Annotated in this window: 30 protein-coding genes and 1 other annotated feature; all 30 genes read left to right on the top strand. The window is 40.2% G+C overall.

What is annotated here, in order from left to right; translation table 11 throughout:
• Positions 1–22 precede the first annotated feature (22 nt).
• The 30 genes from rpmG to ACFX4N_RS28675 all read left to right on the top strand — a co-directional run bounded on the left by rpmG (position 23) and on the right by ACFX4N_RS28675 (position 23,670).
• Positions 23–172: a 50S ribosomal protein L33 gene (rpmG, locus tag ACFX4N_RS28530; RefSeq protein ID WP_013054911.1), complete on the top strand. Its 150-nt coding sequence runs from the start codon at positions 23–25 to the stop codon at positions 170–172.
• A gap of 53 nt (positions 173–225) precedes the next feature.
• Positions 226–405, top strand: a complete 180-nt coding sequence (gene secE / locus ACFX4N_RS28535) for a preprotein translocase subunit SecE (RefSeq protein ID WP_013054912.1) — start codon at positions 226–228, stop codon at positions 403–405.
• A 195-nt stretch (positions 406–600) separates the two neighbouring features.
• Positions 601–1,134, top strand: coding sequence for a transcription termination/antitermination protein NusG (nusG, locus tag ACFX4N_RS28540; protein ID WP_013054913.1), 534 nt, complete (start codon positions 601–603; stop codon positions 1,132–1,134).
• Positions 1,135–1,299: 165 nt separating this feature from the next.
• Positions 1,300–1,725: a 50S ribosomal protein L11 gene (rplK, locus tag ACFX4N_RS28545; protein WP_013054914.1), complete on the top strand. Its 426-nt coding sequence runs from the start codon at positions 1,300–1,302 to the stop codon at positions 1,723–1,725.
• Positions 1,726–1,835: 110 nt separating this feature from the next.
• The gene (gene rplA / locus ACFX4N_RS28550; protein ID WP_013054915.1) at positions 1,836–2,531 is read left to right on the top strand and encodes a 50S ribosomal protein L1; all 696 of its coding nucleotides are present in this window, start codon (positions 1,836–1,838) and stop codon (positions 2,529–2,531) included.
• A gap of 65 nt (positions 2,532–2,596) precedes the next feature.
• Positions 2,597–2,740, top strand: a sequence feature (ribosomal protein L10 leader region).
• 40 nt (positions 2,741–2,780) lie between these two features.
• A complete protein-coding gene (gene rplJ / locus ACFX4N_RS28555; RefSeq protein WP_013054916.1) occupies positions 2,781–3,281 on the top strand; it encodes a 50S ribosomal protein L10 in 501 nt (166 codons plus the stop codon).
• A gap of 44 nt (positions 3,282–3,325) precedes the next feature.
• On the top strand, positions 3,326–3,688 hold the full coding sequence (gene rplL / locus ACFX4N_RS28560) for a 50S ribosomal protein L7/L12 (protein ID WP_013054917.1): 363 nt from the start codon (positions 3,326–3,328) through the stop codon (positions 3,686–3,688).
• A 112-nt stretch (positions 3,689–3,800) separates the two neighbouring features.
• The gene (locus ACFX4N_RS28565) at positions 3,801–4,403 is read left to right on the top strand and encodes a class I SAM-dependent methyltransferase (RefSeq protein ID WP_013054918.1); all 603 of its coding nucleotides are present in this window, start codon (positions 3,801–3,803) and stop codon (positions 4,401–4,403) included.
• Between the two features lie 245 nt (positions 4,404–4,648).
• Positions 4,649–8,212 carry a DNA-directed RNA polymerase subunit beta gene (gene rpoB / locus ACFX4N_RS28570; RefSeq protein WP_013081368.1) on the top strand — a complete coding sequence of 1,188 codons (3,564 nt, stop codon included), beginning with the start codon at positions 4,649–4,651 and terminating at the stop codon, positions 8,210–8,212.
• Positions 8,213–8,274: 62 nt separating this feature from the next.
• Complete coding sequence (rpoC, locus tag ACFX4N_RS28575) at positions 8,275–11,868, top strand: DNA-directed RNA polymerase subunit beta' (RefSeq protein WP_013054920.1); 3,594 nt, start codon at positions 8,275–8,277, stop codon at positions 11,866–11,868.
• 131 nt (positions 11,869–11,999) lie between these two features.
• Positions 12,000–12,248: a 50S ribosomal protein L7ae-like protein gene (locus ACFX4N_RS28580; RefSeq protein WP_013054921.1), complete on the top strand. Its 249-nt coding sequence runs from the start codon at positions 12,000–12,002 to the stop codon at positions 12,246–12,248.
• Positions 12,249–12,347: 99 nt separating this feature from the next.
• The gene (gene rpsL, locus ACFX4N_RS28585; protein WP_013054922.1) at positions 12,348–12,770 is read left to right on the top strand and encodes a 30S ribosomal protein S12; all 423 of its coding nucleotides are present in this window, start codon (positions 12,348–12,350) and stop codon (positions 12,768–12,770) included.
• 50 nt (positions 12,771–12,820) lie between these two features.
• Positions 12,821–13,291 carry a 30S ribosomal protein S7 gene (gene rpsG, locus ACFX4N_RS28590; protein ID WP_013054923.1) on the top strand — a complete coding sequence of 157 codons (471 nt, stop codon included), beginning with the start codon at positions 12,821–12,823 and terminating at the stop codon, positions 13,289–13,291.
• 57 nt (positions 13,292–13,348) lie between these two features.
• The gene (fusA, locus tag ACFX4N_RS28595) at positions 13,349–15,427 is read left to right on the top strand and encodes an elongation factor G (RefSeq protein ID WP_013054924.1); all 2,079 of its coding nucleotides are present in this window, start codon (positions 13,349–13,351) and stop codon (positions 15,425–15,427) included.
• A 116-nt stretch (positions 15,428–15,543) separates the two neighbouring features.
• Positions 15,544–16,734 (top strand): elongation factor Tu, encoded by a 1,191-nt coding sequence (tuf, locus tag ACFX4N_RS28600; RefSeq protein WP_013054925.1) that lies wholly within the window; start codon positions 15,544–15,546, stop codon positions 16,732–16,734.
• Positions 16,735–17,049: 315 nt separating this feature from the next.
• Positions 17,050–17,358, top strand: a complete 309-nt coding sequence (gene rpsJ, locus ACFX4N_RS28605; protein WP_013054926.1) for a 30S ribosomal protein S10 — start codon at positions 17,050–17,052, stop codon at positions 17,356–17,358.
• 41 nt (positions 17,359–17,399) lie between these two features.
• Entirely contained in the window at positions 17,400–18,029 is a 630-nt protein-coding gene (gene rplC, locus ACFX4N_RS28610; protein WP_013054927.1) for a 50S ribosomal protein L3, read from the top strand.
• 28 nt (positions 18,030–18,057) lie between these two features.
• On the top strand, positions 18,058–18,681 hold the full coding sequence (rplD, locus tag ACFX4N_RS28615; protein WP_013054928.1) for a 50S ribosomal protein L4: 624 nt from the start codon (positions 18,058–18,060) through the stop codon (positions 18,679–18,681).
• Complete coding sequence (gene rplW / locus ACFX4N_RS28620; RefSeq protein WP_013054929.1) at positions 18,681–18,968, top strand: 50S ribosomal protein L23; 288 nt, start codon at positions 18,681–18,683, stop codon at positions 18,966–18,968. Before rplD ends, rplW begins: the two co-directional genes overlap by 1 nt.
• Positions 18,969–18,995: 27 nt before the next feature.
• Positions 18,996–19,826, top strand: a complete 831-nt coding sequence (gene rplB / locus ACFX4N_RS28625) for a 50S ribosomal protein L2 (RefSeq protein ID WP_013054930.1) — start codon at positions 18,996–18,998, stop codon at positions 19,824–19,826.
• Positions 19,827–19,883: 57 nt separating this feature from the next.
• Positions 19,884–20,162 carry a 30S ribosomal protein S19 gene (rpsS, locus tag ACFX4N_RS28630; RefSeq protein ID WP_013054931.1) on the top strand — a complete coding sequence of 93 codons (279 nt, stop codon included), beginning with the start codon at positions 19,884–19,886 and terminating at the stop codon, positions 20,160–20,162.
• Positions 20,163–20,181: 19 nt separating this feature from the next.
• A complete protein-coding gene (rplV, locus tag ACFX4N_RS28635) occupies positions 20,182–20,523 on the top strand; it encodes a 50S ribosomal protein L22 (protein ID WP_013054932.1) in 342 nt (113 codons plus the stop codon).
• Between the two features lie 3 nt (positions 20,524–20,526).
• Positions 20,527–21,183, top strand: a complete 657-nt coding sequence (gene rpsC / locus ACFX4N_RS28640; RefSeq protein WP_013054933.1) for a 30S ribosomal protein S3 — start codon at positions 20,527–20,529, stop codon at positions 21,181–21,183.
• Between the two features lie 2 nt (positions 21,184–21,185).
• A complete protein-coding gene (gene rplP, locus ACFX4N_RS28645) occupies positions 21,186–21,620 on the top strand; it encodes a 50S ribosomal protein L16 (protein ID WP_013054934.1) in 435 nt (144 codons plus the stop codon).
• Positions 21,610–21,810 carry a 50S ribosomal protein L29 gene (rpmC, locus tag ACFX4N_RS28650; RefSeq protein ID WP_013054935.1) on the top strand — a complete coding sequence of 67 codons (201 nt, stop codon included), beginning with the start codon at positions 21,610–21,612 and terminating at the stop codon, positions 21,808–21,810. Before rplP ends, rpmC begins: the two co-directional genes overlap by 11 nt.
• A 25-nt stretch (positions 21,811–21,835) precedes the next feature.
• A complete protein-coding gene (rpsQ, locus tag ACFX4N_RS28655; protein WP_013054936.1) occupies positions 21,836–22,099 on the top strand; it encodes a 30S ribosomal protein S17 in 264 nt (87 codons plus the stop codon).
• A 51-nt stretch (positions 22,100–22,150) separates the two neighbouring features.
• Positions 22,151–22,519 carry a 50S ribosomal protein L14 gene (gene rplN / locus ACFX4N_RS28660; protein WP_013054937.1) on the top strand — a complete coding sequence of 123 codons (369 nt, stop codon included), beginning with the start codon at positions 22,151–22,153 and terminating at the stop codon, positions 22,517–22,519.
• 49 nt (positions 22,520–22,568) lie between these two features.
• Complete coding sequence (rplX, locus tag ACFX4N_RS28665; RefSeq protein WP_013054938.1) at positions 22,569–22,880, top strand: 50S ribosomal protein L24; 312 nt, start codon at positions 22,569–22,571, stop codon at positions 22,878–22,880.
• Positions 22,881–22,911: 31 nt separating this feature from the next.
• Complete coding sequence (gene rplE / locus ACFX4N_RS28670; protein ID WP_013054939.1) at positions 22,912–23,451, top strand: 50S ribosomal protein L5; 540 nt, start codon at positions 22,912–22,914, stop codon at positions 23,449–23,451.
• Positions 23,452–23,484: 33 nt separating this feature from the next.
• Complete coding sequence (locus ACFX4N_RS28675) at positions 23,485–23,670, top strand: type Z 30S ribosomal protein S14 (protein WP_013054940.1); 186 nt, start codon at positions 23,485–23,487, stop codon at positions 23,668–23,670.
• Positions 23,671–23,693: the final 23 nt, after the last annotated feature.

A 23,693-nucleotide genomic window follows, 5' to 3' on the forward strand; every position in this document is an offset into this window, starting at 1 on the left:
CACTCTATAGGTGGTTGACATTATGCGTAAAAAAGTTGTACTTGCGTGTGTGCAATGCGCTAGTCGTAACTATACGACTATGAAAAACACACAGCAAAACGAAGATCGTTTAGAAATGAAGAAGTTTTGCAAAACGTGTAACGCACATACGATTCATCGTGAAACAAAGTAGATCAATAATCTGCACAGACTAATACCCCTTTTAATTTATTGGAGGTTACAAACATGAACCGTGTAGGAAATTTCTTGCGTGATGTTGGGCGTGAGATGAAGAAGGTAAGTTGGCCTAAAAAAAATGAGCTAACTCGTTATACAATTACTGTTATTTCTACAGTTGTATTTATGACACTCTTTTTTGTAGTAGTTGATTACGGAATTTCGTCACTTATTCGTTTAATCCCTTGAATAAATTGACTTAAATCATGGTATAATAAAGCTAAATTATGTTTTTTTCAGAAAAGCCCGGAGACGGGTTTTTTAATTTGCTTTAAGAATGATTGTGCTAGGAGTCAACTATTTTCCTAGTGCGTTGTCTGTGCAATAGATTAGGACATCTTATTTTATAGTGAGCTGGGAGGGAAGGACGTATAGTCCTCAGAAATGGAGAAAAATTGGTATGTAGTCCATACTTATTCTGGATATGAAAATAAAGTAAAAACAAATTTAGAAAAGCGCGTAGAAACAATGGGTATGCAAGATAAAATTTTCCGCGTTGTTGTTCCTGAAGAAGAAGAAAGAGAAATTAAGAACAACAAAGAAAAGATTACAAAGAAAAAAGTATTTCCAGGGTACGTGTTAGTTGAAATCATCATGACGGATGATTCATGGTATGTAGTTCGTAATACACCTGGCGTTACGGGCTTTGTAGGTTCAGCAGGTTCTGGATCAAAGCCAACTGCTCTTCTACCAGAAGAAGTAGAAATGATCTTAAAACAAATGGGCATGGACGAGAAGCATGCTGACTTTGACTTTGAACTAAAAGAAACAGTATTGGTTCAAGAAGGTCCGTTTGCAAACTTCGAAGGTACCATTGAAGAAATCGATACAGATAAACGTAAAGTTAAGGTTCATGTGGATATGTTCGGAAGACAAACGCCAGTAGAGCTAGACTTTACACAAATTGAAAAAATATAATCTGTAAGACCTTGCAATTCATGAAGTTTAATGTTAATATTTCATAAGTCAGTATGTCTCAAAACTAGAGACTAAAACAACTATTTCTTTATTTTATATATAAAGAACATTGAGTGGGAGGGCATCGCCCTATTACCACATCACGGACTTAAGGAGGTGTGTCTCGTGGCTAAAAAAGTAATTAAACTTGTTAAGTTACAAATTCCTGCAGGTAAAGCAAATCCAGCGCCACCAGTTGGTCCTGCATTAGGTCAAGCCGGTGTTAACATCATGGGTTTCTGTAAGGAGTTTAACGCTCGCACAGCTGATCAAGCTGGTCTTATCATTCCTGTTGAAATCACGGTATTTGAAGACCGTTCATTTACATTTATTACGAAAACTCCACCTGCTGCTGTACTACTTAAGAAAGCGGCTGGTATTGAGTCTGGTTCTGGTGAACCAAACCGTAATAAAGTTGCAACAGTCAAGCGTGACAAAGTGCGTGAGATTGCTGAAACTAAAATGCCTGACTTAAACGCTGCTAGCGTTGAATCTGCAATGCGCATGGTAGAAGGTACAGCGCGCAGTATGGGAATCGTAGTTGAAGACTAATTCCATTTGATTGGGTGTTAGAAGGTTGCGAGAAATGGAAGTTTTCCTATGCTCGCAACCTTTATTAGTGGGAGGTTATTCCGTTAAAACCACATAAGGAGGAAACAAAAATGGCTAAAAAAGGTAAAAAGTACGTTGAAGCTGCTAAGCTTGTAGATCGTACACAAACTTATTCAGTACAAGAAGCGATTGAATTAGTAAAGAAAACAAACACAACTAAATTTGATGCAACTGTAGAAGTAGCATTCCGTTTAGGAGTTGACCCTAAGAAAGCTGACCAACAAATTCGTGGTGCAGTAGTACTACCAAACGGTACAGGTAAAACTCAACGTGTATTAGTATTCGCTAAAGGCGAAAAAGCTAAAGAAGCTGAAGCTGCAGGCGCTGACTACGTTGGCGATGCTGACTACATCAACAAAATCCAACAAGGTTGGTTCGAGTTCGATGTAATCGTAGCTACTCCAGACATGATGGGTGAAGTTGGTAAACTTGGTCGTGTATTAGGACCTAAAGGTTTAATGCCAAACCCTAAAACTGGTACAGTAACATTTGATGTTCAAAAAGCAGTTAACGAAATCAAAGCTGGTAAAGTAGAATACCGCGTTGATAAAGCTGGTAACATCCACGTACCAATTGGTAAAGTATCTTTCGAAGAGAGCAAGTTAGTTGAAAACTTCACTACAATCTTCGAAACTATGGTAAAAGCTAAGCCAGCAGCAGCAAAAGGCACATACATGAAGAACGTAGCTGTTACTTCAACAATGGGCCCTGGTATCAAAGTTGATACTGCTTCATTCTCTGCTTAATAAATTTGGAAATAAATCGGTGTTGACTTTTTGAAAGTCCCTGATTATAATAGATAATGTTGTTAAAAAGAATAACATTTGTACCGTAGACAGTAGGTGCTGCAAAGCTTAATTTCCTACCGAGGTGTGTGAGATAAATTAGTGAAACGTTATGGTTCGCTTACTACACCTCCATGTCTTTATTGTCATGGAGGTTTTTTATTGCACCTTGTCTGAGTGTACGGAAGGAAATCTACAGGAGGTGTAAAGATGAGCAACGTAATTGAACAAAAGAAACAAGTCGTAGACGAAATTGCTGAAAAACTTCAAGCGAGTAACTCAATAGTTGTCGTTGACTACCGTGGTTTGAATGTTGCTGAAGTTACTGAACTTCGTAAGCAATTACGTGAAGCAGGCATTGAGTTCAAAGTTTACAAAAACACTTTAACTCGCCGTGCTGTAGAAAAACTTGAACTAACAGATCTTAATGATGCGTTAGTAGGTCCAAATGCAATCGCATTTGGTGGAGAAGATGTTGTTGCTCCAGCTAAAATTCTAAACAACTTCGCGAAAGAACACGAAGCGTTAGAAATCAAAGCTGGTGTAATTGAAGGTAATGTTGCATCTGTTGAAGAAATTAAAGCACTTGCAGAACTACCATCTCGCGAAGGCTTACTTTCTATGTTGCTTAGCGTGCTTCAAGCTCCAATTCGCAACCTTGCTCTTGCTACAAAAGCTGTGGCAGATCAAAAAGAAGAACAAGGTGCATAATCTAGTCTGTTATATATAACACAATCACAAGGAGGAAATTAACAATGACTCAAGAACAAATCATTGAAGCAGTTAAAAATATGACTGTTTTAGAACTTAACGATTTAGTAAAAGCAATCGAAGAAGAATTTGGCGTAACTGCTGCTGCTCCTGTAGCTGTAGCTGGCGGTGCTGCTGGTGAAGCTGCTGCTGAGAAAACTGAATTTGACCTAGTACTTGAAAGTGCTGGCGGACAAAAAATCAAAGTTATCAAAGTAGTACGTGAAATCACTGGTCTTGGCTTAAAAGAAGCTAAAGAAATCGTTGATAACGCTCCAAAAGCTCTTAAAGAAGGTATTTCTAAAGAAGAAGCTGAAGAAGCAAAAGCTAAACTTGAAGAAGTTGGCGCTTCTGTAGAAGTTAAGTAATTATTGCTTAACAACTGATATAAAAAAGCTCGCTTGTACAAGCGAGCTTTTTTGCTTCTGTCATCCTTTTCATTTATAGTAAAGAAGAACATATTGATTAGGAGGTTCTATTTTGACAGAACATTATTTTTCTAATACACCATCGTCTGCAAGTAATGAAGAGCGCTTTTCATTTGAATTGAGAGGAACCTCTTTTTCATTTACGAGTGACCGCGGTGTTTTTTCAAAAAAAGAGGTCGATTTTGGATCGCGCCTGTTAATTGAAACGTTTCAAATGCCCGAGAGTCCCGGCCCGCTTCTGGATGTTGGATGCGGATATGGTCCAATTGGGTTGGCACTTGCAAAAGAGGACAGCCAAAGAAACGTTCATATGGTTGATGTTAATGAACGTGCATTAGCACTAGCTCAAAAAAATGCTGAAGTTAATTCAGTATCAAATGTTTCAATCTATCAAAGCTCTTGCTATGAAAATGTGAAGGAAACGAATTTTGCAGCTATTCTTAGTAATCCGCCGATCCGTGCGGGTAAAAAAGTTGTTCATGAAATTCTAGAAAAATCATTAGATCACCTTGCTGACCAAGGAGAGCTTTGGATTGTGATTCAGAAAAAGCAAGGAGCGCCATCTGCTCTTGCGAAATTAGAATCTCTATTTAATGAAGTAGAAGTAGTAGAAAAGAAAAAAGGGTATTATATCATATGTGCTAAAAAATGTTGACTAATATTTTTTAGTATGTTAGCATTATAAAATGCCAATATATAAATATTCCATATAAGCTCGGGTTATACATAAAATAAAAGGTATAATTTTGAATTATATGGGAAAAACTAATAAAATCAATAGTACGTTTTTATGAAATTGTGGTTTTCTATTTAAAGAGACCATTTTTCTTTTGTTCAATAATAAACATATGGTTTATTATATATTTTGAATAATAACGCTTGATTTGAGGGGTGAATCAGTTGACAGGTCAACTAGTTCAGTATGGACGCCACCGCCAACGCAGAAGTTATGCTCGTATTAGTGAAGTTTTAGAGTTACCGAACTTAATCGAGATTCAAACGGCTTCATACCAATGGTTTTTAGATGAAGGTTTACGAGAAATGTTCCAAGATATTTCTCCAATTGATGATTTTACAGGTAACTTATCACTAGAATTTATTGATTACAGCTTAGGTGAGCCAAAGTATTCAGTAGGAGAGTCTAAAGAACGTGATGTAACTTATGCAGCACCTCTTCGTGTTAAGGTGCGGTTAATTAATAAAGAAACAGGTGAAGTAAAAGACCAAGATGTGTTCATGGGAGATTTCCCATTGATGACCGAAACAGGTACCTTTGTAATTAACGGTGCTGAGCGTGTTATCGTATCACAGTTGGTTCGTTCACCAAGTGTTTACTATAGTGGAAAGCTTGATAAAAACGGTAAAAAAGGATATACAGCAACTGTTATCCCTAACCGTGGTGCATGGCTAGAATATGAAACTGATGCAAAAGATGTAGTATACGTGCGTATTGATCGTACTCGTAAACTGCCAGTAACAGTGCTGTTACGCGCGCTAGGTTTCGGTTCTGACCAAGAGATTATCGATTTAATCGGTGATAATGAATACATCCGTAATACGCTTGAAAAAGATAATACGGAAACAACGGAAAAAGCGCTATTAGAAATCTATGAGCGTTTACGTCCGGGTGAACCACCGACAGTTGAGAATGCGAAGTCTCTATTAGTATCTCGCTTCTTTGATCCAAAACGATATGACTTAGCGAACGTAGGTCGCTATAAAATTAATAAAAAGCTTCATATCAAACATCGCTTATTTAATCAAAAGCTAGCTGAAACATTAGTTGATCCTGAAACAGGTGAAATTATTGCAGAAAAAGGCGCAATGATTGACCGCCGTCTGCTAGATCGCTTGATTCCGATGCTTGAAGGTGGAGTAAACTTCAAAACTTATAGTCCGGTTGGTGGAGTAGTAGAAGACGATGTTACATTACAATCTATTAAGATTTATGCGCCAAATGATCCAGAAGGTGAAAAAATCATCACTGTATCAGGTAACGCATATGTAACAGAAGAAGTTAAAAATATCACACCTGCTGATATTTTAGCATCAATCAGTTACTTCTTTAACTTGCTTCATCAAGTAGGAGACACAGATGATATCGACCACTTAGGTAACCGTCGTCTGCGTTCTGTAGGTGAATTGTTACAAAACCAATTCCGTATCGGTTTATCTCGTATGGAACGTGTTGTTCGTGAAAGAATGTCAATTCAAGACACGAATACAATCACACCTCAACAATTAATTAATATTCGCCCAGTTATTGCGGCGATTAAAGAGTTCTTTGGAAGTTCTCAATTATCACAGTTCATGGATCAAACGAATCCATTAGGCGAATTGACGCACAAACGTCGTCTTTCAGCTCTAGGACCTGGTGGTTTAACGCGTGAGCGCGCTGGTTTCGAAGTGCGTGACGTTCACTACTCCCACTATGGCCGTATGTGTCCGATTGAAACACCAGAGGGTCCGAATATCGGGTTAATCAACTCACTATCTTCTTATGCAAAAGTAAACAAATTCGGTTTCATCGAAACACCTTACCGTCGTATCGATCCTGAAACAGGTAAAGTGACAGAGCGAATTGACTACTTAACAGCTGATGAAGAAGATAACTATGTTGTAGCCCAAGCGAACGCTCGTCTAGGTGATGATGGTTCATTCTTAGATGAAAATGTCGTTGCACGTTTCCGTGGAGAAAACACGGTTATCCGTCGCGATCGTTTAGACTATATGGATGTATCACCAAAACAAGTTGTATCTGCCGCTACAGCATGTATCCCATTCTTAGAGAACGATGACTCTAACCGTGCATTAATGGGTGCGAACATGCAACGTCAAGCAGTACCTTTATTAAATCCTGAAGCACCAATCGTAGGTACAGGTATGGAATACGTATCTGGTAAAGACTCTGGTGCAGCCGTGATTTGTAAATATCCTGGCGTTGTAGAGCGCGTAGAAGCAAAACAAATTTTTGTTCGCCGCTATGAAGAAGTAGACGGACAAAAAGTTAAAGGTAACTTAGATCAATACAAATTATTAAAATTTGTTCGTTCTAACCAAGGTACTTGTTACAACCAGCGTCCGATTGTTTCAGTTGGCGACGAAGTAGTAAAAGGTGAGATCTTAGCCGACGGTCCTTCAATGGAAAAAGGTGAGCTTGCTTTAGGACGAAACGTAATGGTTGGTTTCATGACATGGGATGGTTACAACTATGAGGATGCCATCATCATGAGTGAACGCCTTGTGAAAGACGATGTATATACGTCTGTTCATATTGAAGAATATGAATCTGAGTCTCGTGATACGAAGCTTGGACCTGAAGAAATTACGCGTGACATTCCAAACGTAGGTGAAGATGCGCTTCGCAACTTAGATGAGCGTGGAATCATCCGCATTGGTGCAGAAGTAAAAGACGGAGATCTTTTAGTTGGTAAAGTAACGCCAAAAGGTGTAACAGAACTAACAGCTGAAGAACGTCTTCTACACGCTATTTTCGGTGAAAAAGCGCGTGAAGTTCGTGATACTTCTCTTCGTGTACCGCACGGCGGCGGTGGAATCATTCTTGATGTTAAAGTCTTCAACCGTGAAGATGGCGACGAATTACCACCAGGTGTAAACCAATTAGTCCGTGTATATATTGTTCAGAAGCGTAAAATTTCTGAAGGTGACAAAATGGCCGGTCGTCACGGTAACAAAGGTGTAATTTCACGTATTTTACCTGAAGAAGATATGCCTTACCTACCAGACGGTACGCCAATTGACATCATGTTAAACCCATTAGGGGTACCATCTCGTATGAACATCGGTCAGGTGCTAGAGCTTCATTTAGGTATGGCTGCTCGTAAGCTTGGCATTCACGTTGCGTCTCCAGTATTTGATGGTGCGCGTGAGGAAGATGTTTGGGCAACAATCGAAGAAGCTGGCATGTCTCGTGATGCTAAAACAGTTCTATATGATGGTCGAACAGGTGAACCATTCGATAACCGTGTATCAGTAGGAATCATGTACATGATCAAACTTGCTCACATGGTAGACGATAAACTTCACGCTCGTTCTACTGGACCATACTCACTTGTTACACAACAACCACTTGGTGGTAAAGCGCAGTTCGGTGGACAGCGTTTTGGTGAGATGGAGGTATGGGCACTTGAAGCATACGGTGCTGCTTACACATTACAAGAGATCTTAACAGTGAAATCAGATGACGTAGTAGGTCGTGTGAAAACATACGAAGCAATTGTTAAAGGTGAAAACATTCCAGAACCTGGCATACCTGAATCGTTCAAAGTATTAATTAAAGAACTACAAAGTTTAGGTATGGATGTGAAGATGCTTTCTGCTGACGAGCAAGAAATTGATATCATGGACTCAGAAGAGGACCATGAGCAACCAACAGAATCAATTATTGCAGATAACGAAGAAAGCCTTTCTGAAGGACAAAAAGATCCTGTCACAAAAGAGTAAGGAATTACTTTCATATAAACGTTAAGGGAAAAAACCTGTAGATTAAAAGGGAGGTAGGCTCCTTGCTAGATGTAAATAACTTTGAGTATATGAAAATCGGTCTAGCTTCGCCAGATAAAATTCGTTCTTGGTCGTACGGTGAGGTAAAAAAACCTGAAACGATCAACTATCGTACGTTAAAACCTGAAAAAGACGGCTTATTCTGTGAGCGTATTTTTGGTCCACAAAAGGACTGGGAATGTCACTGCGGAAAATATAAGCGCGTTCGTTATAAAGGTGTTGTATGTGATCGTTGTGGCGTAGAAGTTACGCGCGCAAAAGTTCGTCGTGAACGCATGGGTCACATCGAGCTAGCTGCACCTGTTTCTCATATTTGGTACTTTAAAGGTATTCCTAGCCGCATGGGACTTGTCTTAGACATGTCCCCTCGTGCGCTAGAGGAAATCATTTATTTTGCTTCTTATGTAGTAACAGATGCTGGTGATACACCACTTGAAAAGAAACAGCTTTTATCAGAGAAAGAATACCGTGCGTATCGTGAGAAGTACGGACAAACTTTCCATGCAGCAATGGGTGCTGAAGCTGTTAAAAAATTATTGCATGACATCGATCTTGATAAAGAAGTAGATGCTTTGAAAGAAGAATTGAAAACTGCTCAAGGTCAACGTCGTACACGTGCTATTAAACGTTTAGAAGTACTAGAGGCTTTCCGTCATTCTGGTAACGAACCTTCTTGGATGATTTTAGACGTTCTACCGGTTATTCCGCCAGAACTTCGTCCAATGGTTCAATTAGATGGTGGACGCTTTGCTACGTCTGATCTAAATGATTTATATCGCCGTGTAATTAACCGTAACAACCGCTTAAAGCGTTTATTAGACCTTGGAGCTCCTAGCATTATCGTTCAAAACGAAAAGCGTATGCTTCAAGAAGCTGTAGATGCATTAATCGATAATGGTCGTCGCGGCCGTCCGGTAACAGGACCAGGTAACCGTCCATTAAAATCTCTTTCTCACATGTTAAAAGGTAAGCAAGGTCGCTTCCGTCAAAACTTATTAGGTAAACGTGTTGACTACTCTGGCCGTTCGGTAATCGTTGTAGGTCCGAACTTAAAGATGTATCAATGTGGTCTTCCAAAAGAAATGGCGTTAGAGCTTTTCAAACCTTTCGTAATGAAAGAGCTTGTTGAACGCGGTTTAGCTCATAACATCAAGAGTGCAAAACGTAAAATTGAACGTGTGCAACCTGAAGTATGGGACGTATTAGAATCGGTTATTAAAGAGCATCCAGTTCTTTTAAACCGTGCACCAACGCTACACAGACTAGGTATTCAAGCATTTGAACCTACGCTTGTAGAAGGTCGCGCTATCCGTCTTCACCCGCTTGTATGTACAGCATATAACGCTGACTTTGACGGTGACCAAATGGCGGTTCACGTTCCATTATCTGCAGAAGCACAAGCAGAAGCACGTATCTTAATGCTTGCTGCTCAAAATATCTTGAACCCTAAAGATGGTAAACCAGTTGTTACACCTTCACAGGATATGGTATTAGGTAACTACTACTTAACACTTGAGCGTGAAGAGGCAGTTGGAGAAGGTATGGTGTTCAAAGATACGAACGAAGCACTATTAGCGTACCAAAACGGTTATGTGCATCTTCATACACGTGTAGCTGTGTATGCAGGTTCTTTAAACAACGAAACGTTTACAGAAGCACAAAATCAACAATTGCTTGTTACAACGGTTGGTAAATTAGTTTTCAACGAAATTTTACCAAAATCGTTCCCATACATTAACGAACCAACAAGAGAAAACTTAGAAGTGAAAACTCCTGAGAAGTACTTTGTTGAAAAAGGTGCAGATGTGAAGGAATTCATCAAGAATCAACCGGCTATCGCACCGTTCAAGAAAAAAATCTTAGGTAATATCATCGCTGAAGTATTTAAACGTTTCAAAATTACTGAGACTTCTAAAATGCTTGACCGTATGAAAGACCTAGGTTTCAAATATTCTACTAAAGCTGGTATTACAGTTGGTGTAGCTGATATCGTGGTTTTAGGAGAAAAAGAAGTTATCTTAACAGAAGCGCAAGCTAAAGTAGATAACGTACTAAAACAATTCCGTCGCGGTTTAATTACTGAAGATGAGCGTTATGATCGTGTTATCTCTGTATGGAGCAGCGCGAAAGACGTTATCCAAGGTAAATTAATGGCATCATTAGACAAACGCAACCCAATCTTCATGATGAGTGACTCTGGTGCCCGTGGTAACGCATCTAACTTCACTCAGCTTGCAGGTATGCGTGGACTAATGGCCAACCCGTCTGGTCGTATCATTGAGTTACCAATCAAATCTAGTTTCCGTGAAGGTTTAACAGTATTAGAGTACTTTATCTCTACCCATGGTGCACGTAAAGGTCTTGCCGATACGGCTCTTAAAACAGCTGACTCAGGTTACCTTACTCGTCGTCTGGTTGACGTGGCACAAGACGTTATCGTACGTGATGACGACTGTGGTACAGACCGCGGTATTTTGGCTGTTGCAATCAAAGAAGGAACAGAAGAAATTGAGAAACTTGATGAGCGTCTAATTGGACGTTATGCAAGAAAAACAGTACTTCACCCAGGAACAAACGAAGTGTTAGTGAAAGAAAACGAACTAATTACAGAAGACCTAGCTGAAACAATTGTGGATGCTGGTGTTGAAGAAGTATGGATTCGTTCTGCATTCACTTGTAACACTCGCCACGGTGTATGTAAAAAATGTTACGGTCGTAACCTTGCAACTGGTTCAGAAGTTGAAGTGGGTGAAGCAGTTGGTATCATCGCTGCTCAATCTATCGGTGAGCCAGGTACACAGTTAACGATGCGTACATTCCATACAGGTGGGGTTGCTGGAGACGATATCACTCAAGGTTTACCGCGTATCCAAGAGATCTTCGAAGCGCGTAACCCTAAAGGTCAAGCCGTTATTTCTGAAATTGAAGGTACAATTGCCGGCATTTCTGAAGGACGCGATCGTCAACATGAAATTACTGTTCAAGGAGAGATTGAAACTCGTTCTTACACAGCTCCGTACAGTGCACGTCTGAAAGTTATTGAAGGACAGCGCATTGCACGTGGTCAAGAATTAACAGAAGGTTCAATTGATCCTAAAGAATTACTAAAAGTAAAAGACATCACGGCTGTACAAGAGTACTTGCTTCGTGAGGTGCAAAAAGTATACCGTATGCAAGGGGTAGAAATTGGAGATAAACACGTAGAGGTAATGGTTCGCCAAATGCTTCGTAAAGTGCGCGTAATGGATTCAGGAGATACAGATGTATTACCAGGTTCATTACTTGATATTCACCAATTCACTGATGCAAATGAAAAAGTATTACTTGAAGGCAATCGTCCAGCGACAGGCCGTCCTGTATTACTTGGTATTACAAAAGCATCTCTTGAAACTGATTCCTTCTTATCTGCTGCATCATTCCAAGAAACAACGCGTGTTCTTACGGATGCTGCAATCAAAGGAAAACGTGATGAGTTGCTTGGACTTAAAGAGAATGTTATCATTGGTAAGCTAGTTCCGGCTGGTACAGGTATGACGAGATATCGTAATGCTGAACCGATCAAAAACCAAGCTGAAGAAACGGTAACAATCGACTAATTATAAAATCATTACTCTAGAATGGATGTTTTTTAAAAAAACTACAAAACGTTAGTTGACATCCATTCTAGGGAATGATACTATATCAAAGGTGCTCCTATAAACTACCTGTTACTTTGGAGGATATGATAATGTCTTATGAAAAAGTATTACAGGCTGATCATATTATTGTAGGAACAAAGCAGACGGTGAAAGCATTAAAAAAAGGTACAGTAAAGGAAGTCATCATTGCTGAAGACGCTGATTTTTATGTCACATCTATTGTGGCAAAAACGGCACAGCAAGAAAACGTTCCGTATACGTATGTCCCTTCTATGCGAAAGCTTGGTCAAGCTTGTAGGATAGAAGTTAACGCTGCAACTGTTGCAATTATTAGTTAACACGTTTTTGAACTTTTAGTTTCAAAGACTTTGTTTTTTGCTAAAAAATGAACCACCTGGATGTGTGGTCTTACAAAAGGCGAAAGGAGGAAAATTTAAATGCCTACTATTAACCAATTAATCCGTAATGGTCGTGTGAGTAAAGGTAAAAAATCTGACTCACCTGCTTTAAACAGAGGTTACAACAGCTTCAAAAAAGCTCAAACTAACCAATCTTCTCCACAAAAACGTGGTGTATGTACACGTGTGGGTACTATGACACCGAAGAAACCGAACTCGGCTCTTCGTAAATATGCTCGTGTACGTTTAACAAACGGTATCGAGGTAACAGCTTATATCCCAGGTATTGGTCACAACTTACAAGAACACAGCGTGGTACTTATCCGCGGTGGACGTGTAAAAGATTTACCAGGGGTACGTTACCATATCGTACGTGGTGCACTTGATACTGCTGGTGTGGATGGCCGTATGCAAGGTCGTTCTAAATATGGTACTAAGCGACCAAAAGCAGCTAAAAAATAATAGCTTAACAATTAATAGATAAACTTTTAAAAGTGAAAGGAGGAAGTAGAATGCCACGTAAGGGACCTGTTGCAAAAAGAGACGTATTACCAGATCCGATTTACAATTCTAAGCTTGTATCTCGCTTAATCAACAAAATGATGCTTGATGGAAAGCGCGGTAAGTCACAAGCTATTCTTTATAGAGCATTCGATTTAGTACAAGAGCGCAGTGGTAAAGAAGCTATGGAAGTATTCGACCAAGCTCTTAAAAACATCATGCCTGTACTAGAAGTTAGAGCACGCCGTGTAGGGGGTTCTAACTACCAAGTTCCTGTAGAAGTACGTCCAGAGCGTCGTACTACTCTAGGTCTTCGTTGGTTAGTAAACTATGCTCGTCTTCGTGGAGAAAAAACGATGGAAGAGCGTTTAGCTAACGAAATCCTTGATGCAGCTAACAACACTGGTGCTGCAGTTAAGAAACGTGAAGATACTCACAAAATGGCAGAAGCTAATAAAGCATTTGCTCATTACCGTTGGTAATCTTTTAACGAAACTTTTTAAAAAACAAACTAAAATATGGAAGGAGAAATACCTAAGATGGCAAGAGAGTTCTCCTTAGAAAACACTCGTAATATTGGGATCATGGCTCACATTGATGCTGGTAAAACAACAACAACTGAGCGTGTTCTTTATTATACTGGCCGTATCCATAAAATTGGTGAAACTCATGAAGGAGCTTCACAAATGGACTGGATGGAGCAAGAGCAAGAACGTGGTATCACTATCACGTCTGCTGCGACAACTGCTTCTTGGAAAGGTCACCGCGTTAACATCATCGATACTCCTGGACACGTAGACTTCACTGTTGAAGTTGAGCGTTCATTACGTGTACTTGATGGCGCTGTGGCAGTTCTTGATGCTCAATCTGGTGTTGAGCCTCAAACAGAAACAGTATGGCGTCAAGCGACTACGTACGGTGTTCCCCGTGTCGTATTCGTTAACAAAATGGACAAAATTGGTGCTGACTTCTTGTACTCTGTAAAAACGATCCACGATCGTTTAGGTGCAAATGCTCACCCAATTCAGTTGCCAATTGGTGCTGAAGATGAGTTCGAAGCAATCATTGACCTAGTGGAAATGAAAGCATACTTCTACGAAGATGACTTAGGTACTCGTTCAGAAGCTCGTGAAATTCCTGAGGAATACAAAGAGCAAGCTGAAGAATACCGTGCAAGCTTAGTAGAAGCTGTTGCAGAACTTGACGAAGAATTAATGATGAAGTACTTAGACGAAGGCGAGCTTACAGTTGAAGAACTAAAAGCTGGTATCCGTAAAGGTACTTGTGACGTTGAATTCTACCCAGTTATCTGTGGTTCAGCATTCAAAAACAAAGGTGTACAATTAATGCTAGATGCAGTAATTGATTACCTACCATCTCCAGTTGATGTACCAGCAATCCAAGGTATCGTACCTGAAACAGAAGAAGAAGTTACGCGTGAGTCTAGCGACAACGCTCCTTTCTCAGCATTAGCGTTCAAAGTTATGACGGACCCTTATGTTGGTAAATTAACGTTCTTCCGTGTTTACTCTGGTGTACTAAGCTCTGGTTCATACATCAAAAACTCTACAAAAGGTAAGCGTGAGCGTGTAGGTCGTATCCTACAAATGCATGCTAACTCTCGTGAAGAGATTTCTGAAGTATACGCTGGAGATATCGCGGCAGCTGTAGGATTAAAAGATACTTCTACTGGTGATACTCTATGTGACGAAAAGAGTCTTGTAATTCTTGAGTCTATGGAATTCCCAGAGCCAGTTATCTCTTTATCTGTTGAGCCAAAATCAAAAGCTGACCAAGATAAAATGACTACAGCTCTTCAAAAGTTACAAGAAGAAGATCCAACTTTCCGTGCGGAAACTAATACAGAGACTGGTCAAATCATCATCTCTGGTATGGGTGAGCTTCACCTTGATATCATCGTTGACCGTATGCGTCGCGAATTCAAAGTAGAAGCAAACGTTGGTGCTCCTCAAGTAGCTTACCGTGAAACTTTCCGCGCTGGTGCGAAAGTTGAAGGTAAATTCGCTCGTCAATCTGGTGGTCGTGGACAATTCGGTCACGTTTGGATTGAGTTCGAACCTAACGAAGAAGGAAAAGGCTTTGAATTTGAGAACAAAATCGTTGGTGGTGTAGTTCCACGTGAATACATCCCTGCAGTTCAAGCTGGTCTTGAAGATGCATTACAAAACGGTGTTCTTGCTGGTTATCCATTAATCGATATCAAAGCTGCTTTAGTTGATGGATCTTACCATGACGTTGACTCAAGTGAGATGGCGTTTAAAATTGCCGCTTCTATGGCTCTTAAAAACGCAGTATCAAAATGTAACCCAGCTATCCTTGAACCAATGATGAAGGTTGAAGTTGTTATCCCTGACGAATACTTAGGAGATATCATGGGTGACATTACGTCTCGTCGTGGACGTGTAGAAGGTATGGAAGCACGCGGTAACGCTCAAGTTGTACGTGCATTCGTTCCACTTTCTGAAATGTTTGGTTATGCAACTGCATTACGTTCAAACACTCAAGGTCGCGGAACATATTCTATGCACTTCGATCACTACGAAGAAGTTCCTAAATCAATTTCAGAAGAAATTATTAAAAAAAATAAAGGTGAATAATTGATTTTCATTCTTTATTGAAGTATAACTACTTATGTACGCTGTGAAAGTGGAGCTCATTCCCTTTCACGGCCTCATAAAACATAAACTACATGAATTTTAAGGAGGATTTTCGAATGGCTAAGGAAAAATTCGACCGTTCAAAAACACATGCCAATATCGGTACAATTGGTCACGTTGACCATGGTAAAACAACTTTAACAGCTGCTATCACTACTGTTCTTGCTAAGAAAAGTGGTAAAGGTGCAGCAATGGCTTACGACATGATCGACGCTGCTCCAGAAGAGCGCGAGCGTGGAATCACAATCTCAACTGCACACGTTGAGTATGAAACTGACACTCGTCACTATGCACACGTTGACTGCCCAGGACATGCTGACTATGTTAAAAACATGATCACTGGTGCTGCTCAAATGGATGGCGGTATCTTAGTAGTATCTGCTGCTGATGGTCCAATGCCACAAACTCGTGAGCACATCCTTCTTTCTCGTCAAGTAGGTGTACCTTACCTAGTTGTATTCTTAAACAAATGTGACATGGTAGACGACGAAGAGCTACTTGAATTAGTAGAAATGGAAGTACGTGACCTTCTTTCTGAATACGACTTCCCTGGTGACGATGTACCAGTAATCAAAGGTTCTGCTCTTAAAGCTCTTGAAGGCGACGCTGATTGGGAAGCTAAAATCATCGAGCTTATGGACGCTGTTGATGAGTACATCCCAACTCCAGAACGTGACACTGAAAAACCATTCATGATGCCAGTTGAGGACGTATTCTCAATCACTGGTCGTGGTACAGTTGCTACAGGTCGTGTAGAGCGTGGACAAGTTAAAGTTGGTGACGTTATCGACATCATCGGTTTAACTGAAGAGCCAAAATCTACTACTGTAACAGGTGTAGAAATGTTCCGTAAGCTTCTTGACTATGCTGAAGCTGGCGACAACATCGGTGCTTTACTTCGTGGTGTAGCACGTGAAGAAATCCAACGTGGACAAGTATTAGCTAAACCAGGCTCAATCACTCCACACACTAAATTTACTGCTGAAGTATACGTTCTTTCTAAAGACGAAGGTGGACGTCACACTCCATTCTTCACAAACTACCGTCCACAGTTCTACTTCCGTACAACTGATGTAACTGGTATTTGTAACTTACCTGAAGGCGTAGAAATGGTAATGCCTGGCGACAACATCGAAATGACTGTTGAACTTATCGCTCCAATCGCGATTGAAGAAGGTACTAAATTCTCAATCCGTGAAGGTGGACGTACAGTAGGCGCTGGCGTTGTAGCTAAAATCAGCGAGTAATTTCTCGTTTCAGTAAAGGGAGTAGGGTAACCTACTCCTTTTTTATTTGGTGATAAAAGGTAAAGATAGTTTTTACTATTACACTTGCAAAATGATCTCCTTTTATATATAATGAAAAAAGTGTGCGACACATGAAAAAGTTTTTTAACTTTATTGTTGCAATATGAACCCATTTTTAGTATAATAAAAATGTTGGTCTTTGACTGCGATGATGCGGAAGGTTGCCGACACACCCGGCCGCTTTGCCATGGCGAGTGTGGGGAAATTTCCGCGGAGAATGTCTATTGTAAAATAGGCGAAAAAGGAGGGAAAATAATGGCAAAAGAAAAAATTCGCATTCGTTTAAAAGCATATGATCACAGAATTCTTGATCAATCTGCTGAGAAAATCGTAGAAACTGCAAAACGTTCTGGTGCGGCTGTATCCGGTCCGATTCCATTACCGACTGAAAAATCAATTTATACAATTCTACGTGCAGTACACAAATATAAAGATTCTCGTGAGCAGTTCGAAATGCGCACGCATAAACGCTTAATTGATATCGTGAATCCAACACCACAAACTGTTGATTCATTAATGCGTTTAGACTTACCATCTGGTGTAGATATCGAAATTAAACTTTAATTTAAAATAAAGAATGAAAAGATACTTAGGAGGTGTGACTAATGGCCAAAGGAATCTTAGGAAGAAAGATCGGTATGACTCAAGTATTTGCTGAAAATGGTGACTTGATCCCAGTAACAGTAATTGAAGCTTCTGCTAACGTAGTTCTTCAAGTTAAAAACGCTGAGACAGACGGTTACGAAGCAATCCAATTAGGTTTCGAAGATATCCGTGAAAAACTATCTAACAAACCTGCAAAAGGACATGCTACTAAAGCTAATACTGCTCCTAAGCGCTTCATCCGTGAGTTACGCGGTGTGGACGCTTCAGCATATGAAGTTGGTCAAGAAGTCAAGGTTGATATTTTCGCAGAAGGCGATGTAATTGATGTAACAGGAATCTCAAAAGGTAAAGGTTTCCAAGGTGCTATTAAACGCCACGGACAATCTCGCGGACCTATGTCTCATGGTTCTCGCTACCACCGTCGCCCAGGTTCAATGGGTCCTGTAGCTCCAAACCGCGTATTCAAAGGTAAATTATTACCAGGACGCATGGGTGGAGAGCGCATCACTGTGCAAAACTTATCAATCGTTAAAGTTGACGCAGAACGCAATCTTTTATTAGTAAAAGGTAACGTGCCAGGAGCTAGAAAATCTCTAGTTACTGTTAAATCTGCAGTTAAATCTAAATAATAATTCTTCGAGAAAGGAGGAATAACCAATGCCAAAAGTAGCATTGTTTAACCAAAACGGTGAAAACGTTGGAGAAATCGAACTTCAAGATGCCGTTTTCGGTATCGAACCAAACAACAAAGTACTTTTCGACGCGATCGTAATGCAACGCGCATCTCAACGTCAAGGTACTTCTAAAGTTAAAAATCGTTCTGAAGTAAGAGGCGGTGGCCGTAAGCCATGGCGTCAAAAAGGTACTGGTCGTGCTCGTCAAGGATCTATCCGTTCTCCACAATGGCGTGGTGGTGGCGTAGTATTTGGTCCAGTTCCAAGAAGCTATAGCTACAAATTACCTAAAAAAGTTCGTCGTTTAGCAATTAAGTCTGCATTATCAACTAAAGTTCAAGATAACAGCATCGTTGTTCTTGAAGCTCTTTCTTTTGATGCTCCAAAAACAAAAGAAATGGTAGCAGTTCTTAAAAACCTAACAGTAGAACGCAAAGCATTAGTAGTAACTGCTGATCTTAACGAAAACGTTGCACTTTCAGCACGTAATATTCCTGGTGTAACAGTTGTTGCAGCTAATGGTTTAAGCGTATTAGACGTTATGAACCATGATAAGCTTGTAATCACTAAAGACGCAGTTGAAAAAGTAGAGGAGGTGCTTGCATAATGAAAGATCCTCGTGATATTATTAAGCGCCCCGTAATTACAGAACGTTCAACAGACTTAATGGCTGAGAAAAAATATACGTTTGATGTTGATGTAAGAGCTAATAAAACTGAGGTTAAAGATGCTATCGAAAAAATCTTTGACGTAAAAGTTGAAAAAGTAAACATCATGAACTACAAAGGTAAATTCAAGCGTGTAGGTCGCTACAGTGGTCTTACTAACCGTCGTCGTAAAGCGGTAGTAACACTAACTCAAGAGAGCAACGAAATCGAATTCTTCGAAGCTTAAGATTACTAGAGAAGGAGGGAAATTGAGATGGCGATTAAAAAGTATAAACCAACCTCAAATGGTCGTCGTGGCATGTCAGTTTCTGATTTCGCTGAAATTACTACTGACAAACCAGAAAAATCGTTACTTGCACCTGTCAAGAGAAAAGGTGGTCGTAACAACCAAGGTAAATTGACTGTTCGTCACCAAGGTGGTGGGCACAAGCGTCAATACCGTATCATCGATTTTAAACGCGATAAAGATGGAATACCTGGACGCGTTGCTACAATCGAATATGATCCAAACCGTTCAGCTAACATCGCATTAATTCATTATGCTGATGGTGAAAAACGTTACATCCTTGCTCCTAAAAACCTAAAAGTAGGTTTAGAAGTTATGTCAGGTCCTGAAGCTGACATTAAAGTAGGTAACGCGCTTCCTTTAGCTAACATTCCTGTTGGTACAGTAGTACACAACATCGAATTGAAACCTGGTAAAGGTGGACAATTAGTTCGTTCTGCAGGTACATCTGCTCAAGTACTTGGTAAAGAAGGTAAATACGTATTAGTACGTTTAACTTCTGGTGAAGTACGCATGATTCTTGCAACTTGTCGTGCAACTGTAGGTCAAGTTGGTAACGAACAACACGAGTTAATCAACATCGGTAAAGCCGGTCGTTCTCGTTGGTTAGGTATCCGTCCAACTGTACGTGGTTCTGTAATGAACCCTAACGATCACCCACACGGTGGTGGTGAAGGACGTGCTCCAATCGGACGTAAGTCTCCAATGAGTCCATGGGGTAAACCAACACTTGGTTACAAAACTCGTAAGAAGAAAAACAAATCCGATAAATTTATCGTTCGTCGTCGTAAAAAATAACGGGATTGAGCTACGGTTCAAACGAACCGTAGGACAATCACGAAGGGAGGTTCATTTATGGGTCGCAGCTTAAAGAAAGGACCTTTTGTAGATGACCATTTAATCAACAAAATTGAGAAGTTAAACGAAACTGACAGCAAGCAAGTAGTAAAAACTTGGTCTCGTCGTTCAACTATCTTCCCTCAGTTCATTGGTCATACAATTGCTGTATATGACGGTCGTAAACATGTACCAGTTTATGTTACTGAAGACATGGTAGGTCACAAACTTGGTGAATTCGCACCATCTCGTACTTACAAAGGTCACGCAAGTGATGATAAGAAAACAAGACGCTAATATGAGAGGAGGCTTTTAAATGCAAGCTAAAGCTGTCGCGAGAACAGTACGTATTGCTCCTCGTAAAGTTCGTTTAGTTGTAGATTTAATTCGAGGTAAGCAAGTGGGTGAAGCGCTAGCAGTGCTACTTCACACGCCAAAGGCTGCTTCTCCAGTCGTTGAGAAAGTATTAAAATCTGCTATTGCCAATGCAGAACACAATTATGAAATGGACGCTAACAATTTAGTTATTACTGACGCTTTTGTTAACGAAGGTCCAACTTTAAAACGTTTCCGTCCACGCGCTATGGGACGTGCAAGCCAAATCAACAAGCGCACAAGCCACATCACAATCGTGGTATCAGAAAAGAAGGAGGGATAATTCATGGGTCAAAAGGTAAATCCGGTCGGTCTTCGCGTCGGTGTCATCCGTGATTGGGAATCAAGATGGTTCGCTGGCAAAGACTACGCTGACTTATTACATGAAGACTTAAAAGTACGTGAATATATCGCTAAACGTTTAAACGATGCAGCTGTTTCTAAAGTTGAAATCGAACGCGCTGCTAACCGCTTAAACGTAACGATCCACACTGCAAAACCTGGTATGGTAATTGGTAAAGGTGGTACTGAAGTAGAATCACTTCGTAAAGCTCTTAACCAATTAACAGGCAAGCGTGTACACATTAACATCCTTGAAATTAAACGAGCAGATTTAGATGCTAAACTAGTAGCTGAAAACATCGCTCGCCAACTTGAGAACCGTGTATCATTCCGTCGTGCTCAAAAGCAAGCTATTCAACGTAGTATGCGTGCTGGCGCACAAGGTATCAAAACAATGGTATCTGGTCGTTTAGGCGGAGCTGATATTGCTCGTTCTGAATATTACAGTGAAGGTACAGTTCCACTTCATACACTTCGCGCTGATATTGACTATGCTCACGCTGAAGCAGATACTACTTATGGTAAACTTGGTGTGAAAGTATGGATCTATCGTGGAGAGGTTCTTCCTACTAAAAAGAAAACTGAGGAAGGAGGAAAATAATTATGTTATTACCAAAACGCGTTAAATATCGTCGCGAACACCGCGGAAAAATGCGTGGACGCGCTAAAGGTGGTACGGAAGTACATTTCGGTGAATTCGGTTTACAAGCTACTGAAGCTTCTTGGATTACAAACCGTCAAATCGAAGCTGCTCGTATCGCAATGACTCGTTACATGAAACGTGGCGGTAAAGTATGGATTAAAATTTTCCCTTCTAAACCTTATACTGCTAAGCCTCTAGAAGTCCGAATGGGTTCTGGTAAAGGTGCTCCTGAAGGTTGGGTAGCAGTTGTTAAACCTGGAAAAGTAATGTTTGAAATTTCAGGTGTATCTGAAGAGGTTGCACGTGAAGCTTTACGTTTAGCTGCACACAAGCTACCTGTAAAATGTAAGTTTGTAAAACGTGAAGAAATTGGTGGTGATTCTAATGAAAGCTAATGAAATTCGTGACCTTACCACTGCTGAAATTGAACAAAAAGTTAAGGCTTTAAAAGAAGAGTTGTTTAACCTTCGTTTCCAATTAGCGACTGGACAATTAGAGAATACTACTCGTATTCGCGAAGTGCGCAAATCGATCGCTCGTATGAAAACTGTAGTTCGTGAAAGAGAGATTGCTGCTAATAAATAATTAAGTCTGAGAGGAGGCTTTCAGAATGAGTGAACGCAACCAACGTAAAGTTTACACTGGCCGCGTAGTTTCTGACAAAATGGATAAGACTGTTACTGTTCTTGTTGAAACTTACAAAAAGCATTCGCTTTATGGCAAGCGTGTAAAATACTCAAAGAAATTCAAAGCTCACGATGAAAACAATACAGCTCAACTAGGCGATATCGTGAAGATCATGGAAACTCGTCCGTTATCAGCTACTAAACGTTTCCGTCTAGTAGAAGTTGTAGAAAAAGCTGTTATCATCTAATAGTTAAGATAGATCGGATAAGAATGATTCATCCGAAGGGAGGTTTCGTACATGATTCAACAAGAATCTCGTTTAAAAGTTGCAGACAACTCTGGTGCACGTGAGGTACTTACTATTAAAGTACTTGGTGGTTCAGGTCGCAAGACAGCAAACATTGGTGATGTTATCGTTTGTACGGTGAAACAAGCAACACCAGGAGGCGTTGTTAAAAAAGGTGACGTTGTTAAAGCTGTTGTTGTACGTACAAAAAGTGGTGTTCGCCGTACTGACGGTTCTTACATCCGTTTCGACGAAAATGCTTGCGTAATCATCCGTGACGACAAAGGACCACGTGGTACTCGTATCTTCGGACCAGTTGCTCGTGAATTACGTGATAACAACTTCATGAAGATCGTATCATTAGCTCCAGAAGTTATCTAATTGATATATAGAACAAATACAAAATGCCTTTTAAGGAGGTGCGAATAGGATGCATGTTAAAAAGGGCGACAAAGTAGTGGTTATCTCTGGTAAAGACAAAGGTAAGCAAGGTGAAGTACTTGCAGCTTTCCCAAAGAAAGACCGTGTACTTGTTGAAGGCGTGAACGTTGTTAAAAAACACTCTAAACCTTCTCAAGTAAATCCACAAGGTGGAATCGTTAGCCAAGAGGCACCTATCCACGTATCAAACGTAATGCCGTTGGATCCTAAATCTGGTGAGCCAACTCGTGTTGGGTACCAAGTTATCGATGGCAAAAAGGTACGTGTAGCAAAAAAATCTGGTGAAACTTTAGATAAATAATTAATGAAATGTGAAGGGAGGTTTAGTTCACATGAACCGTCTTAAAGAGAAATTTACAAAAGAGATTACTCCTGCTCTAGTTAGCAAGTTTAATTATGAATCTGTAATGCAAGTGCCAAAAATCGACAAGATCGTAATCAACATGGGTATCGGTGATGCTGTTTCTAACTCAAAAGCTTTAGATAACGCTGTTGAAGAACTAGCTGAAATCACTGGTCAAAAACCTGTTGTAACTCGTGCGAAAAAATCTATCGCTGGTTTCCGTCTTCGTGAAGGTATGCCAATCGGTGCGAAAGTTACTTTACGCGGCGAGCGTATGTACGAATTCTTCGATAAACTAGTATCAGTATCACTTCCACGTGTGCGTGATTTCCGTGGTGTATCTAAAAAAGCATTTGATGGTCGTGGAAACTACACGTTAGGTGTTAAAGAACAATTGATCTTCCCAGAGATCGATTATGATAAAGTAACTAAAGTTCGTGGTATGGATATCGTTATTGTTACAACAGCAAACACTGATGAAGAAGCTCGTGAGCTTTTAACTCAGTTCGGTATGCCATTCCAGAAGTAATAACTGCCAACGTTAAGCAGAGGAGGCGAAAATGTGGCTAAAAAATCAATGATTGCGAAGCAAAAACGCCAGCAAAAATTCCAAGTACAAGAGTATACACGTTGCGAACGTTGTGGACGTCCACACTCAGTACTACGTAAATTCAAGCTTTGCCGTATTTGTTTCCGTGAGCTTGCTTATAAAGGTCAAATTCCTGGTGTTAAAAAAGCTAGTTGGTAAAACCCAAGTTTGGGAAGGAGGTA

This window comes from Priestia sp. YIM B13551 (genome assembly GCF_042787905.1).
Taxonomy (GTDB): Bacteria; Bacillota; Bacilli; order Bacillales; family Bacillaceae_H; genus Priestia.